Origin of the sequence: Burkholderia sp. LFS061 (assembly GCF_047978125.1) — a bacterium.
GTDB classification, from domain to species: domain Bacteria; phylum Pseudomonadota; class Gammaproteobacteria; order Burkholderiales; family Burkholderiaceae; genus Burkholderia; species Burkholderia pyrrocinia_C.
Map to the genome: position 1 here is coordinate 83168 of NZ_JBFPFS010000029.1, position 14886 is coordinate 98053.

The following is a 14886-nucleotide window of genomic DNA, read 5'->3' on the forward strand; positions in this document are numbered from 1 at the left end:
ATCAACGGTAAACGGCAAGACTCAGTCCGCCGCAAATGCAGACGAGCAGGCAGGCCCGGAACAGCGACGGGTGCCAGACCAGACGGTAGAGGCCTGTATAGGCGAGCAGGCGGTCGACGGCCCAGGTCGCGAGCGCGCCGAGGACGAACATCAGCACCACCGTGGGCATGTAGGCATCGAGAATGGCGATTTCACGCGGCATCATGACGAGGCTCCTGGTTGGGGACGCACGGGGCGGTTGCGGTTGAGCGGCTCGAGCGGCGATTCCGGATCGAGCAGCGCGGTGCGAACGAAATGCAGATGGCTCAGGATGCGCTGCAGCCGATGGCGCTCGTCGCGCGTCGGCTCGAACGCGTCGAGCGTCTGCCGGGTCGCGTCGATCGCGGCATTGGTCGCGGCGAGCGTTGCATCGAAGCGCTCGGCGCTCGGTTTCGCGAACAGCGTCGACAGCGAGCCGCGCATCGTCTCGATCGCGCGACGCCACGGCATCGCCGGCGCATAGCGCGGGTCGGACGGCAGCGTTGCCAGCTCGTGGCGCAGGTCGATCGCCGCGTTGCCGGTTTCGAGCACCGCGAACATCCAGCGCAGCGCATCGCGCTGCACGTCGGGCTGGTCGGCCGACAGCGTGTGGGCCTGGTACATCAGGTCGCGCGCGCCGCTCTCGAAGCGCGTGCGCAAGCCGGCGAGCCGCGCGTGGCAGGCCGCGACGGCCTGGTGGCGCAGGTCGGCGAACAGCCGCTTCTTGAGCCACGGCGCGGTCGGCGGGAACAGCACCGCGAACGCGATCGCCGACGCCAGCATCGACAGCACGAGCGCGAGCGCGTCGTTCATGAAGCTGGTCGGGTCGTAGTGCGTGATGTTGTCCGGGCCGGCGAGGAAGCTGAAGAAGATCAGGTAGCCCATCCCGTAGCCCGCGAGCTTCGGCTTCAGCGTCATGAAGATGCCGATCGAGAGCAGCGGCGCGAGCGCGACGCAAAGCAACGGGAAGCCGTCGATGTGCGGATAGATGCCGAACGTCAGCAGGAAGCCCGTGCAGACGGCGAGTGCCGTCCCCATGCCCATCTGCGCGGACATCGCGGTCGGGCGCGGCGTCGACGACGCGAGCGCGCAGGTGGCCGCCGCCGTCAGCGTGAGCGTCACGCCGCTCGGCCACGCGCTCTCGATCCAGAACCAGCCGAGCACGAGGATCACGGTCGCGGTGCGAATCGCCGCGATCACCATCGCCGTCATGTTGGTGCGCGGCTCGTAGCGTTCGATCCAGCGCTCGCGTTCGTGCGTCGCGGTCGACAGCGACGCATAGGTCGCCGCGTACTCGTGCAGGTCGGTGATGAAGCGGTACAGCAGTTCGGCGGCCGTATCGAAGTCGAGCAGCGGAAAGTCCGGCTGCGTTTCGAGCGCCGCACGGGTCGAGCGGATGCGGCGCGGCAGCGCGTCGCGCCATGCGAGCAGTTGCTCGGCCGCGTGCCCCGCGTCGGTCGACGTGCGCACGGGTTCGCCCGTGGGCGTCAGCAGCAGCGGCGCGATCTCGCGGAAGTACGGCTCGATCGCGTCGATCGCGGCCTGCGCGCCGGCCGCATGCAGCCGGTTCATCAACTGGTGCAGCGCATGGAAACGGCTCGACGCGCTCATGAACTCGCTGTTCAGCCGCGCGAGGCGGCCGCTGCGCATCCGCGTATCCGGATCCTCGAATACGGCCATGCTGCGCGCGGCCTCGAAACCGACCACGTCGGCGACGAAGCGCGTATGGATGGTTTCGATATGCGCGCGGTCGAGCTTGCCCGACAGTGCCGACGCAACATAGTCGACGAAGCTGCCGAAGCGCTTGCGCACCGTCGTGCGCATCTGCTCGCCCGTGTACTGCGGAAACACGAGCGCGCTGACCACGCCGGCCGACACGATCCCGACCATGATTTCGGCAACGCGCGTCAGCGCGCTCATGAACGCGCCGTCCGGGTGCTGCGATGCGGGCAGCCCGATCAGCGCGGTCGTATAGCCGGCCAGCAGGAAGCCGTAGCTGCGGAAGTTGCGGTTGCGCGCGGCGCCGGCCGTGCACAGCGCGACCCACAGCGCGACCGCCAGCAGGAACAGTTGCGGCTGCTGCGGGAACAAGCCGACGAACGTGAGCGTCGCGATGAGCCCGAAGATCGTGCCGGCGACGCGGTAGAAGCTCTTCGCGAGCACCGCGCCGCTTTGCGGCTGCATCACGATGAACACCGTGGTCATCGCCGTTTTCGGCGCGGGCAGGTCGAGTCGCATCGACACGCCGGTCGCGATGAACGCGGCGAGCAGCGCCTTGAACAGATAGAGCCACGCGGCGCCGTCGCTGCGGGCCCAGTCGCCGAACGCGGCGGACCAGGCCGCGAGCGGACCGCCGGCGTGCGTGGAAGCGGAGGAGGAAGCTGACATGGCGGGCGCTCCGCGTTACCGTGCGGCCGACGTGCCGGACGTGCCGGACGTGCCGGACGTGCCGGCAGCGGCGACCTGCGCGGGCCGGGCAACGGCCGCCGCGGGCTTCGCGCCCGACGGGTTGGCGCCGTCGGCGGGTTGGTCGTCCGCCGGAACGTCTTTGCCCGTCTCGACGCCGCCGCCGAGCGCGGCCATCAGCTGCGCGTGCGCGGCGAGGCGTTCCGCATCGATGCGGGCCGCTGTCTCCTGCGCGCGCAGCAGCTGCTGTTGCGCGATCAGCACGTTCACGTAATCGGTCAGCCCGCGGCGGAAGCCCTCGCGCGACAACTGGTAGCTGCGGTCGTTGGCGGCCACCGAACGCGCGGCGTCCTTCTTCTGCGTATCGAGCGAGCGGATTCGCACGACCTGGTCGGCGATGTCCTTGAGCGCGCCGACGATCGTCTGGTTGTAGCGCTCGACCGCCTGGTCGTAGCCGGCATTCGCCGCGCCGAGCTGCGCGCGCAGCCGGCCGCCTTCGAAGATCGGCAGCGTCAGCGCGGGGCCGGCCGTCCAGCCGCCGTTCATCGCGCGCAGGAAGTCGGTGAACGGCGCGGTCACGCCGAAGCCGCCGACCGTCGCCAGCAGGTCGATGTTCGGGTAGAACGAGGCCTTCGCGACATCGATGCCGCGCGCCTGCGCGTCGACCGTCCAGCGCGCCGCGACCACATCGGGGCGGCGGCCGAGCAGGTCGGCCGGCAGCGCCGACGGCAGGCCGGCCGGCGCGTCGAGCGCAAGCTGCGGCCGCTTGATCGCGTCGCCGGCGCCCGGGCCCTTGCCGGCCAGTGCGGCGAGCTGGTGGCGCGCGAGCTGGATCGCTTCTTCATAGCTGTCGATCTGGCGCTCGTAGTCGGGCAGCGTCGATTCCGCCTGGCTCACTTCGAGCTGCGTGCCGAGGCCGGCCTGCAGCCGCTTGCGCGCGAGATCGGCGAGCGAGCGCTGGCGTTCGAACGTTTCGTGCGCGAGGTCGAGCAGCGCATAGTTCATCGACATGCCGACATACGCGCGCACGACGTTGACTTCGAGTTCGAGCTTCGCCGCGCGCGCGTCGGCGGCGCTCGCATGCGCGGTGTCGAGCGCGCGCTCGGTCGTGTTCTTGTCCTTGCCCCACAGGTCGAGGTGGTACGACAGGCCGAGCGTGCCGGTGTTGTTCCAGGTGTCCGCGTTCGCGAGCGGTCCCGGGCCGTAGAACACGTTGTCGGGCCAGTGCTCGCGCATCAGCGACAGGTTGCCGTTGATCTGCGGCAGTTCGGCCGAGCGGGCGACGCGCGCCATCGCCTGCGCTTCGCGCACGCGTGCCTCGGCGGCCGCGAGCGTCGGGTTGCCGGCCTGGGCGGCGGCGATCCAGGAATCGAGCTGCGGATCGCGGTAGGCGCGCCACCAGTCGGCCGCGGGCCAGCCCGCGTCGCGGTCGGCCGCTCGGATCGCGGCGCCGGCGTCGAGCGCGTTCGCTTCGATGCGGGCCGACTGCGGCTTGTTGTCGCCCATGCTCGCGCATCCGGCCATTATTAATGAGACTGCAAGAACCGCCAGTGCGAGCGTCCCTTTTGTCGCCGGAGACTGCACGATTTTCTCCCTTTCGGATATAGATGAGTCGGATGCGATTATATTTTTCAGTGATTCCTGAATAAACGGACAACGGTGCAAGTCATTTTTACGAATCCTGAGACAATACTTGTTCGCCTCTGTGCAACAATCCGTCCGGATTCAAACGGGTAATCGGATGGATACGTTACAAAACATGCGGGTATTCGTCCGCGTGGTCGACGCGGGGAGCTTTACCGCGGCCGCCCAGCAGATGAATTCGACCACCGCCTATGCGTCGCGCGCGGTCTCGGATCTCGAGGCGCACCTGCGCACGCGCCTCCTGAACCGCACGACGCGCCGGATCGCGCTGACCGAAGCCGGCGAGCGCTACCTGCAGCGCTGCGAGCAGATCCTCGCGTACGTCGACCAGGCCGAAGCCGAGGCCGGCGACGCGCACGCGCGCCCGTCCGGCAAGCTGAAGGTCCATTGCTTCACGAGCCTCGGCCAGCACTACCTGGTGCCGGCCGTCGCGCGCTATCGCGAGCGCTATCCGGACGTGCACGTCGAGCTGACGCTCGCGCAGCGGATGCCCGACCTGCTCGACGAGGGGTACGACGTTGCAATCGTCGTCGGCCGCGACCTGCCCGATTCGGGGCTCGTGTCGCAGCGGCTCGGCGAGAGCTACAGCGTTGTGTGCGCGTCGCCCGGCTACGTCGAGGCGCACGGCGTGCCGCAGCGGCCGGCGGATCTCGCGCAGCACGTGTGCCTCGGGATGGTCGCGCCGGGCTTTCACTACGACGAATGGGCGCTGGCGGGGCCGAACGGTGAAGAGGTCGTTCCGATCACGGCGCCGCCGTTTCGCGTGAACGTCGCCGAGGCGCTCGCGGTGGCCGTGCGGGAGGGGATGGGGATCGGCGGGCTGCCGCTTTATTCGGCGATCGGCTGGCTGCGCAGCGGGCATATCGTGCGCGTGATGCCCGAGTACCGGTCGCACGTGATGAACATCTACGCGCTGTATCCGTCGCGTCAGTACCTCGACGCGAAAATCCGTACCTGGGTCGATTTCCTGCGCGACGAGTTGCCGTCCACGCTCGCCGCCGACGAAGCCGCGCTCGAGCAGTACACGCGTGCGACATGACCGCGCGGTTGACCGCAATCTGACGAGATTTGTCCTTCACGCAACATTTTTTTACGAACGCGTGTCGGACAGTTTGATACTGTTAAAGTAATCGAGATACGTCACCCCGGAGTAGCAATGGACACGCACCTGATGATCGGCCTTGGAGTCCTGCTTGGCGCGGCCGCTGCCGCCGCGGCGACCCGCGACCTGCTGCGCGCGATGAAGGCGAAGGCACGGATGAAGCCGGTGCCGGTGCGCGTGCGCGCGGCGCAGCACGGATCGCGCCGCAGCGACCGCTGATCGGGCCATATCAGCCCATATCAGCCCCGGTCGGAGAAGGCCGCGCAACGCGGCCGGGCGGGCCGGCGTTCAGCCGAGCTCGACGACCTTGTCCCACACGAACGCGGTATTTTCCAGTTCGCCGGTGCGCCGACGGATGTAGCCGCGCGGATTGCACACCACGCGTGTGCCGCCCTCCGCAACATAGTCGAATGACGTATGCGTGTGGCCGTGGATCCACAAATCCACCGGCGGCCGCACGAGTTCCGCCATATCCGTGATGAACCCCGCCGACGCAAGGTCTTCCGCATAGCGTTCCGCCAGCGAGCGCCGGTGCGGCGCATGGTGGGTGACGACGATCGTCCGCCCCGCGAACGGCACCGCGAGCTGCGCTTCCAGCCACGCGCGGCCTTGCCGATGCAGCGCGATCGCATCGGCCGGCGAGAAATCCCGCTCCGCCGCGCCCGGTGCCGCATGCAGCGCCGCGTCGTGCGGCCAGGTCACCTGGATCAATCCCTTGAAATCGAGCATCACGCGCAGCCCGGCGTCGATTGCGGCGGCGATGCTGGCTTCGTCGCTGCCGAACAGCAAGAAATCGGCCCACAGCGTCGTGCCGAGCACGCGGAAGCGCTGTTCGGGATCGACATAGATGCCGTTGTTCAGGTAATGCACGTTGTCGAGCGCATGCGCCGCGTCGCGCATCGCCGCCTCCAGCGCGCCGAATTCCCCGTCGTAGTACTCGTGGTTGCCCGGCACGTAGATCACCGGCACGGCCGGGTCGAACGTCTCGGCGGCCCAGCGCAGGCCTTCCGCGTGATTGTGGATGTCGCCGGCGAGCACGACGAGATCCGCGTCGGCATGCGCGATCGCGTCGGGCTGGTTGCTTTCGAGATGCAGGTCGGACAGTACGCGGACTTTCACGGGCTTCGCTCCGGAGTGGGCGGCTTCAGCGCAGGACCTTGCCGGGATTCATCAGGCCGCGCGGGTCGAGCGCGGTCTTCAGCGTGCGCATCAACGTCGTTTCGACCGGCGACTTGTAGCGTTGCGCGTCGTCGATCTTCAACTGGCCGATCCCGTGTTCCGCGCTGATCGTGCCGTGGTGGCGGTGCACGTTGTCGTAGACGATCCGGTTGATCGGCGCCTGGAACGCGGCGAGGAACGCCTTTGGATCGCCGCCTTCGGGCATCTGCACGTTGTAGTGGAGGTTGCCGTCGCCGAGGTGGCCGAACGTGACCATCCGCGCGCCCGGCGCGGCCTGCTGGATCGCCGCGTCGGTCTCGTCGATGAACCGCGCGACCGACGAGATCGGCACCGCGATGTCGTGCTTGATGTTGAGCCCCTCGTCGGCCTGCGCGAGCGGGATGTGCTCGCGCAGGTCCCAGAACGCGCGCGACTGCGCGAGATTTTCCGCGACCACCGCGTCGACCACGAGCCCGGCCTCGAACGCTTCTTCCATCAGTTTCTCGAACAGCGCGCGCGCATGCGCTTCGCTTTCGTTGTCGGACAGTTCGAGCAATACCGTCTGTGAATGCGTCTGCGTGAACGGGTAGCGCAGTTGCGGGTAGTGCTTGCCGACCAGTTGCATGCAGAAATCCGACATCAGCTCGAAGCCGGTCAGCAGCGGCCCTGCCGCGCGCTGCGCGAGCGCTAGGAAGTCGAGCGCCGCGTGCGGCGATTCGAGCGCGGCGAGCGCCGTGACCTGCGCGGCCGGCAGCGGATGCAGCTTCATCACGGCAGCGGTAATGATCCCGAGCGTGCCTTCCGCGCCGATGAACAGGTCGCGCAGGTCGTAGCCGGTGTTGTCCTTGCGCAGCCCGCGCAGGCCGTCCCAGATCTCGCCCTGCGGCGTCACGACCTCGAGCCCGAGGCACAGCTCGCGCGCGTTGCCGTAGCGCAGCACCGCGGTGCCGCCGGCATTGGTCGACAGGTTGCCGCCGATCGTGCAGCTGCCTTCCGCCGCGAGGCTCAGCGCGAACAGCCGGCCGCCTTCGCGGGCGCGTGCCTGTACGTCGGCGAGGATCACGCCGGCTTCGACGGTGATCGTGTTGTTGTGCGGATCGAGCGCGCGCACGCGGTTCAGGCGCGCGACGCTCAGCACGGCCTGGCTGCCGCTCGCGTCGGGCGTCGCGCCGCCGGCGAGGCCCGTGTTGCCGCCTTGCGGCACGAGCGCGATGCCGTGCGCGTTGGCCAGCTTGACGAGCGCGGCGACTTCGGCCGTGTTCGCGGGTTTCAGCACCGCGCACGCGGCACCCTTGTAGCGGCGGCGCCAGTCGGTCAGGAATGGTTCGGTATCGTGCGGATCGGTCAGCACGTGGTCGGCGCCGATCGCGTCGCGGCACGCGGAAACGAAAGCTTCGGAGGACATCATCACCTTGTCGCGTAAGGGTCAGGACGCGGCGCGCGACTTTTTCGCCGCGCGCTTGAACGGCGCGACGTACGCCAGCGCCGCCACGAAGAAGCCGACGGCAAGCGCGGTCTCGCACCAGCCGAGCGTCGCGGACAACCCGCGATCGGACATGCCGCGCACGATGCCTTCGGCGAAATAGACGAGAATCAGCATGCTCGCCCACTGCATCGTATAGATGTTACGCCGCCAGACGCCGGGCAGTGCGAGCGCGAGCGGCACGGCCTTCAGCATCAGCGCGGAGCCGCCCGGGCGCAGCGGCGCGAGCCACAGCTCCCACGCGAGCGACAGCGCGATCAGTGCGACGAGGCACGCGACGGCGGCCAGCGCGCAGCGCGGCCGGGCAGCGACGGCGGGGCGGGCGGGCGCGTTCATGCGGCTTCGGCGGCCTGGGCGTTGGAGAGGGCGGCCGCCGCGCGCGCGAGCCGCACGCCGAGCGCGGCAGCGAGCGCCTTTTCGTCCGCCGACAGCCCTTCGGGGTCGGCGCGGCCGTGCTGCGCGACATGCGACGCGCCGTACGGCGTGCCGCCGGTGCGGGTCGTGCTGAGCGCGGATTCGGTGTACGGGATCCCGACGATCATCATCCCGTGATGCAGCAGCGGCAGCATCATCGACAGCAGCGTCGATTCCTGGCCGCCGTGCAGGCTGCCGGTCGACGTGAACACGCTCGCCGGCTTGCCGGTCAGCGCGCCCGACAGCCATTGCGGCGTCGTGCCGTCGAGGAAATACTTGAGCGCGGCGGCCATGTTGCCGAAGCGGGTCGGCGAGCCGAGCGCGAGGCCCGCGCATTCCTCGAGGTCGCGCAGTTCCGCATAGGGCGGACCGTCGGCGGGAATGTCGGGGGCGCTGGCTTCGCAGACCGTCGACACGGGCGGCACGGTGCGGATGCGTGCCTGCATGCCCGGCACGCTGTCGATGCCGTTGGCGATCGCGAGCGCGAGATCGCGCGTGGCGCCGTGACGGCTGTAATAGAGGACGAGGATGTCTTTCATGGGCTACGGAACCGCGTGCGGCCGCGCGCGTGCCCGGTGCAGTCGGCCCCTGCTGGATCGAGCGGCTATTATAGGGGCTGAAGCCGTCGCGCAGCGCGGCGGCGGCGCGCCTTCGGGCGCGCGGCACCAAGTAGGAGAAGCCGTTTGCCGAAGTTGAGCGTCGATCTCGACACCATCAAGCGCCTCGCGCAGTTCGCGGCCCGGCGCAGCGCCGAGGATCGCATCCCGCAAGTGGCGGGCAGCCTTACGTTCACGACGATGCTGGCGCTCGTGCCGCTCGTGACGGTCGCGTTCGCGCTGTTCACCGCGTTCCCGATGTTCGCGTCGTTCCAGCTGTCGCTGCAGGGGTTCCTCGCGGATCACCTGATGCCCGCGCAATTCAACATCCAGATCTTCAAGTACCTGAACCAGTTCGCGTCGAAGGCCAAGGGGCTGACGACGGCCGGCCTGATCGTGCTCGTCGTCACGTCGGTGATGACGATGATGACGATCGAATCGGCGTTCAACCTGATCTGGCGGGTGCGCAAGCCGCGGCCGTTCGCGCAGCGCGTGCTCGCGTACTGGGCGCTGATCACGCTTGGCCCGCTGCTGTTCGGCGTGAGCCTGTCGATCTCGTCGTACCTGTTTACGCAGTCGCTGGCGTTCACCGGCGCCGCGCCGTCCACGTCGATCGTCGAGTGGCTGCTCGCGCTTGCGTCGCTGCCGTTGACGGTTCTCGCGTTCACGCTGCTGTACGTGTACCTGCCGAACTGCACGGTCGCATGGCGCGACGCGGTGATCGGCGGGCTGTTCGCGGCCGTCGCGTTCGAGCTCGCGAAGCGCGGCTTCGGCTACTACGTGCGGCGCATTCCGACCTATACGGCCGTGTACGGCGCATTCGCGGCGCTGCCGGTGTTTCTGCTGTGGGTGTATCTCAGCTGGTTCGTCGCGCTTCTCGGTGCGATGGTGACCTCCGCGCTGCCGGCGATCCGCGTCGGTCAGTTCCACCGCATCCACTATCCGGGCAGCGACCTGCTCGATGCGCTCGAACTGCTCGCGCGGCTTGCCGAGGCGCGCGCGGCCGGTAAGCCCGGTTACGCGGCTCTGCGGCTCGCGGCCATGCTGCGCTGCGACATGGAAACCGCGCAACGGCTGCTGACGACCATGGAGGAACGCGAATGGGTCGCGCGGCTGGACGGCGGCGATGCCGCGTCGCGCTATGTCCTGCTGGCGAACCCGGAGCAGTTGACCCTGGCGCAACTGTTCGACGTGCTGGTGATCGACCGCACGGAACTGACTTACCAGTTGCAGCGGCGGCGCAGCCATGTCGACGGCGCTGCGCTGCTCGAGGTGCTGTCGAACGAGCGGTTCGACGTGTCGCTCGCGTCGCTGATCGCCGCGCACCGGCTCGCGGGCGCACAGCCGACAGGTATCCCGGGGCAGGCGCCGGACGGCGTGCCCGACCCGCATGCGCGGCCGCCGCGGCCCGCGTGAATGCGGGGCCGGCGGCTACAGTGAAATCTTGCCGATGCAGATGTCCTTGAACATCACCCAGTCGCCCATCAGGCTGTAGATCGGGTGCCGGAACGTGGCCGGACGATTCTTCTCGAAGAAGAAGTGTCCGACCCACGCGAACCCGTACCCGCAGACGACAGCCGCCGGCAGCCACAGCCAGTTGCCTGTCGCGATCGCCATCGCGACGCAGCCGATCACGCCGAGCGAGCCGATGAAGTGCAGCCGCCGCGACGTCAGGTTCTGGTGTTCGTTCAGGTAATACGGGTAGAAATCAGCGAAGCTGGCGAATTGCTCCGAATGGGTATGCGCCATGGCCGTCTCCTCGGGCCGCTGTTCATGCGGCCATTGTGCGGCCGGCGGCCGGTGTCCGCAAGCGGGGCGGCCCGCCGCGCCGGCCTGTGCTTTCCTTTTGACAGGCTTTCCGATAGGATCGAAAGAGGTTTTGCATTCAAGCATGAGGGGACTACGATGCGCGTCAGCGATATTCTGAAAGTGAAGGGCAACACGCTGTTTACGGTGACGCCCGATAAGCCGCTGCGCGAAGCGGTCGATACGATGGCCGAGCACGACATCGGTTCGCTCGTCGTGATGGAGTACGGCGATCTCGTCGGGATGCTGACGTTCCGCGAAATCATCCTGCGCCTGCACGTCAACGGCGGTGCGATCGGCGACGTGCAGGTGCGCAAGGTGATGGACGAGCCGCTCACGTGCACGCCGGAAACGGACGTCAACGAAGTGCGCCGGATGATGCTCGAGCGGCACGCGCGCTACATGCCCGTGCTCGACAAGAAGGTGCTGATGGGCGTCATTTCGTTCTACGACGTCGCGAAGACGGTCGTCGAGGCGCAGAGCTTCGAGAACCGGATGCTGAAGGCGTACATCCGCGACTGGCCGGAATCGGAAGCCGAAGCGCACAAGCCGTGAACCACGCCGCGCCCCGCGCCCTGACGCGCGGGCGTCGCCATCCGGCACGCGGCGGCGCAGGTTTGTCCTGCGCCGCCGTTTTTTCAACGACAACACAACAAGGCCCGCGCAGCTTCGCCAAGACGACGCGCGCGTATTCCGCATGAGCGATCAAACGCAAGCCACTTCGGGGCGGCGCGACGAACGGCGCGCCCACGCATCGCAGTTCGACCTGCTGCGCGAGCGCCGTTTCGCACCGTTCTTCACGACCCAGTTCCTCGGTGCGCTGAACGACAACGTCTTCAAGATCGGCTTCACGTCGCTCGTCACCTATCACACCGCACGATTCTCCGGCGTCGACGCGAAGACTGCCGCATTCCTGATTTCCGCGATCTTCATCCTGCCGTTCGTGCTGTTCTCGGCGACGTCCGGCCAGATCGCCGACAAGTACGACAAGGCGACCCTCACGCGCTTCGTGAAGACCTTCGAGATCGTGCTGATGCTGGTCGGCGCGGCCGGCTTCGTCATGCACAGCGCGACCCTGCTGTATCTGTGCACGTTCATGATGGGGATGCACTCGACGCTGTTCGGGCCCGTCAAGTATTCGTACCTGCCGCAGCATCTCGGCGAACACGAACTGGTCGGCGGCAACGGTCTCGTCGAGATGGGCACGTTCATCGCGATCCTGATCGGCACGATCATCGGCGGCGCGGCCGCTGGCATCGAAGGCAGCGGCGAGCGCGTGCTCGCGGTGAGTGTCGTCGTCATCGCGCTCGCGGGGCGGCTCGTCGCGCAGCGCGTGCCGTCCACGCCGGCGCCGCAGCCCGATCTCGTGATCAACTGGAATCCGTTCAGCGAGACCTGGCGCAACCTCGGGCTCGCGCGGCAGAACCGCACCGTGTTCCTGAGCCTGCTCGGCATCTCGTGGCTGTGGTTCGTCGGCGCGACGTTCCTCACGTCGTTCTTCAATTTCGCGAAGGACGTGCTGTCCGCGAGCCCCGACGTCGTTACGATCCTGCTCGCGACGTTCTCGGTCGGCATCGGCCTCGGTTCGCTGCTGTGCGAGCGCCTGTCGCAGCGGCGCGTCGAGATCGGCCTCGTGCCGCTCGGCTCGATCGGCATCAGCGTGTTCGCGATCGAGCTGTATTTCGCGAGCCACGCGCTGCCGTCGCCCGGCCACCTGCTGTCGGTCGGCGAATTCCTGGCCGGCGCGCGCCACTGGCGCATCCTCGCCGACCTGTTCCTGCTCGCGATGTTCGGCGGCTTCTACAGCGTGCCGCTGTACGCGCTGATCCAGAGCCGCAGCGCACCGACGCACCGTGCGCGGATCATCGCCGCGAACAACATCCTGAACGCGCTGTTCATGATCCTGTCGGCCGTGATGGCGATGGGGCTGACCAAGGCCGGCGTCGGCATCCCGGGCCTGTTCCTCGTCACCGCGCTGCTGAACGTCATTGTCGCGGCGTATATCTACCTGCTGGTGCCCGAGTTCCTGCTGCGCTTCGTCGCGTGGGTGCTCGTGCACACCTTCTACCGGATTCGCCTCGTGCACGCGGAGCGGATCCCGGCGGAGGGCGCGGCCGTGCTCGTCTGCAACCATGTCAGCTATGTCGATGCGCTCGTGCTGGCCGCCGCGAGCCCGCGCCCGATCCGTTTCGTGATGGATCACCGGATCTTCAAGACGCGCTTCGCGAGCTGGGTGTTCCGGCATGCGAAGGCGATCCCGATCGCGCCGCGCCACGAGGATCCCGGGATGCTCGCGCGCGCCTACGACGCCTGCGAGGCCGCGCTGAAGGACGGCGAACTCGTGTGTATCTTCCCCGAGGGCAAGCTGACGAAGACGGGCGACATCAACACGTTCCACCACGGCATCACCGAGATCCTGAGCCGCACGCCGGCGCCGGTGATTCCGATGGCGCTGCGCGGATTGTGGGGCAGCTATTTTTCGCGGCATTCCGATGCGCGGATGCCGCGGCCCATCAAGCGCGGCGTGATGAGCCGGCTGACGCTGGCGGTCGGCGAGCCGATTCCGGCGTCGGTCGCGACGCCCGAATCGCTGCAGGCCGCGGTGACCGAGCTGCGCGGCGCGCGGAAGTAGGCGGGCGGGGTGCCCGCCGGTATCGCGCCAGACGAGTATTTCGCCTGCAAGCGGGCCGGAACGGGCTTCCGGCCGCACCGCCCGGGCTGCGCGTGCATGTACCGTGCGCCCGGCCTGCGTCTCATGCGGCACGCGCTCTCGGGACGGCTGGCATAATAGCGGCTTACCTCTTTTTCTCGACCGGCAAACGATCGACCTGCCTGCGGCCCGGGCGGCGCATCGGTTTGCCCATTTCTCTTTGGGCGGTTCCATCATGTCCGGCAATACCCTCGGCACGCTTTTCACTGTCACGACCTTCGGCGAATCGCACGGTCCCGCGATCGGCTGCGTGATCGACGGCTGCCCGCCGGGGATGGGGCTGGCCGAAGCCGACATCCAGGTCGAGCTCGATCGCCGCAAGCCCGGCACGTCGCGGCACGTGACGCAACGGCAGGAGGCCGACGAGGTCGAGATCCTGTCCGGCGTGTTCGAAGGTGTGACGACCGGCACGCCGATCGCGCTGCTGATCCGTAACACCGACCAGCGCAGCAAGGACTACGGCAACATCGTCGAGACGTTCCGTCCCGGCCATGCCGATTACACGTACTGGCAGAAGTACGGCATCCGCGACTACCGTGGTGGCGGCCGCTCGTCCGCACGCCTGACCGCGCCGATCGTCGGCGCGGGCGCGGTCGCGAAGAAGTGGCTGCGCGAGCGCTTCGGCGTCGAGGTGCGCGGCTGCATGAGCGCCCTCGGCGAGATCGACGTGCCGTTCGTCGACTGGTCGCACGTGCGCGAGAATCCGTTCTTCTCGCCGAACGCGGCGGTCGTTCCCGAGCTCGAGGCCTACATGGATGCGCTGCGCAAGGATGGCGATTCGATCGGCGCGCGCATCGACGTCGTCGCGTCGGGCGTGCCGGTTGGCTGGGGCGAGCCCGTGTTCGACCGTCTCGATGCGGACATCGCGAAGGCGATGATGAGCATCAACGCGGTGAAGGGCGTCGAGATCGGCGCGGGCTTCGACAGCGTCGCGCAACGCGGCTCCGTGCACGGCGACGAGCTGACGCCGGGCGGCTTCGTCGGCAACCATGCGGGCGGCGTGCTCGGCGGGATCTCGACGGGACAGGACATCACCGTGTCGATCGCGATCAAGCCGACGTCGAGCATTCGCACGCCGCGCCGTTCGATCACGAAGGCCGGCGAGGAGGCTACGGTGGAAACCTTCGGTCGCCACGATCCGTGCGTCGGCATCCGTGCGACGCCGATCGCCGAGTCGATGCTCGCACTGGTGCTGATCGACCATGCATTGCGCCATCGTGCGCAGTGCGGCGACGTCGAGACGCAGACGCCGAAGATCGCCGGTAGCGCGACCTGACGCAAGAGGGCGCGGCGCGGGGCGCCCCGTCTCGACCGTCGAGCGACGAATGCAAACGGGGCGCTGCGTGATGCAGCGCCCCGTTTCGTTTGCAGCCGTTTGCAGCGGCCCTAAAAAACGCGCCGCTCGTGGCGGCGCGTTCCGGCAGGTTACATGTTCGGATAATTCGGCCCGCCGCCGCCTTCCGGCGTGACCCACACGATGTTCTGCGTCGGGTCCTTGATGTCGCAGGTCTTGCAGTGCACGCAGTTCTGCGCGTTGATCACCAGCCGA

The 14886-nt window shown here is 68.0% G+C and carries 15 protein-coding genes; 6 read left to right on the top strand and 9 right to left on the bottom strand.

All coding sequences use genetic code 11. The features are described 5' to 3' along the window. Position 1 precedes the first annotated feature (1 nt). From ACNQQL_RS23645 to ACNQQL_RS23655, 3 genes are read right to left on the bottom strand one after another with little or no spacing between them, the layout of a single operon-like run. Positions 2-205, bottom strand: a complete 204-nt coding sequence (locus tag ACNQQL_RS23645; RefSeq protein WP_011351756.1) for a DUF1656 domain-containing protein — start codon at positions 203-205, stop codon at positions 2-4. After that, positions 202-2406 carry an FUSC family protein gene (locus ACNQQL_RS23650; RefSeq protein ID WP_347066095.1) on the bottom strand — a complete coding sequence of 735 codons (2205 nt, stop codon included), beginning with the start codon at positions 2404-2406 and terminating at the stop codon, positions 202-204. The genes ACNQQL_RS23645 and ACNQQL_RS23650 overlap by 4 nt, the downstream gene beginning before the upstream one ends. A 15-nt stretch (positions 2407-2421) precedes the next feature. Continuing rightward, entirely contained in the window at positions 2422-4008 is a 1587-nt protein-coding gene (locus ACNQQL_RS23655) for an efflux transporter outer membrane subunit (RefSeq protein WP_347066097.1), read from the bottom strand. Between the two features lie 157 nt (positions 4009-4165). Between ACNQQL_RS23655 and ACNQQL_RS23660 the strand changes: the two genes are divergently transcribed. Both ACNQQL_RS23660 and ACNQQL_RS23665 read left to right on the top strand, forming a co-directional pair. Further along, positions 4166-5107 carry a LysR family transcriptional regulator gene (locus tag ACNQQL_RS23660; RefSeq protein ID WP_072444324.1) on the top strand — a complete coding sequence of 314 codons (942 nt, stop codon included), beginning with the start codon at positions 4166-4168 and terminating at the stop codon, positions 5105-5107. 117 nt (positions 5108-5224) lie between these two features. Continuing rightward, on the top strand, positions 5225-5389 hold the full coding sequence (locus ACNQQL_RS23665) for a hypothetical protein (protein WP_165948056.1): 165 nt from the start codon (positions 5225-5227) through the stop codon (positions 5387-5389). Between the two features lie 69 nt (positions 5390-5458). On the opposite strand, the gene ACNQQL_RS23670 is transcribed toward ACNQQL_RS23665, so the two are convergent. Genes ACNQQL_RS23670 through wrbA form a run of 4 tightly spaced genes read right to left on the bottom strand, consistent with a single transcriptional unit; the run spans position 5459 to position 8764 of the window. Continuing rightward, positions 5459-6289: a metallophosphoesterase gene (locus tag ACNQQL_RS23670; protein WP_347066099.1), complete on the bottom strand. Its 831-nt coding sequence runs from the start codon at positions 6287-6289 to the stop codon at positions 5459-5461. 25 nt (positions 6290-6314) lie between these two features. Continuing rightward, a complete protein-coding gene (locus tag ACNQQL_RS23675; RefSeq protein ID WP_347066101.1) occupies positions 6315-7736 on the bottom strand; it encodes an FAD-binding oxidoreductase in 1422 nt (473 codons plus the stop codon). A gap of 18 nt (positions 7737-7754) precedes the next feature. Then, on the bottom strand, positions 7755-8147 hold the full coding sequence (locus ACNQQL_RS23680) for a DUF2069 domain-containing protein (protein WP_034183397.1): 393 nt from the start codon (positions 8145-8147) through the stop codon (positions 7755-7757). Then, the gene (gene wrbA, locus ACNQQL_RS23685) at positions 8144-8764 is read right to left on the bottom strand and encodes an NAD(P)H:quinone oxidoreductase (protein ID WP_111017255.1); all 621 of its coding nucleotides are present in this window, start codon (positions 8762-8764) and stop codon (positions 8144-8146) included. Before wrbA ends, ACNQQL_RS23680 begins: the two co-directional genes overlap by 4 nt. Before the next feature lie 144 nt (positions 8765-8908). On the opposite strand from wrbA, the gene ACNQQL_RS23690 reads away from it, so the two are divergent. After that, entirely contained in the window at positions 8909-10237 is a 1329-nt protein-coding gene (locus ACNQQL_RS23690) for a YihY family inner membrane protein (protein ID WP_347066104.1), read from the top strand. Between the two features lie 15 nt (positions 10238-10252). Here ACNQQL_RS23690 and ACNQQL_RS23695 read toward each other — a convergent pair whose 3' ends face one another. Further along, positions 10253-10570, bottom strand: a complete 318-nt coding sequence (locus ACNQQL_RS23695; protein ID WP_111017253.1) for an Mpo1-like protein — start codon at positions 10568-10570, stop codon at positions 10253-10255. Positions 10571-10726: 156 nt separating this feature from the next. Here ACNQQL_RS23695 and ACNQQL_RS23700 point away from each other — a divergent pair, with 156 nt between their 5' ends. From ACNQQL_RS23700 to aroC, 3 genes are all read left to right on the top strand, one after another. Beyond that, the gene (locus ACNQQL_RS23700) at positions 10727-11182 is read left to right on the top strand and encodes a CBS domain-containing protein (RefSeq protein WP_006488504.1); all 456 of its coding nucleotides are present in this window, start codon (positions 10727-10729) and stop codon (positions 11180-11182) included. Positions 11183-11324: 142 nt separating this feature from the next. Then, on the top strand, positions 11325-13259 hold the full coding sequence (locus ACNQQL_RS23705) for an MFS transporter (protein WP_072444310.1): 1935 nt from the start codon (positions 11325-11327) through the stop codon (positions 13257-13259). Between the two features lie 253 nt (positions 13260-13512). Continuing rightward, on the top strand, positions 13513-14613 hold the full coding sequence (aroC, locus tag ACNQQL_RS23710; RefSeq protein WP_347066106.1) for a chorismate synthase: 1101 nt from the start codon (positions 13513-13515) through the stop codon (positions 14611-14613). Positions 14614-14762: 149 nt separating this feature from the next. Here aroC and ACNQQL_RS23715 read toward each other — a convergent pair. Then, positions 14763-14886, bottom strand: a 124-nt coding sequence (locus tag ACNQQL_RS23715) for a 4Fe-4S dicluster domain-containing protein (protein WP_155630433.1), incomplete at its 5' end; no start/stop codon positions are given.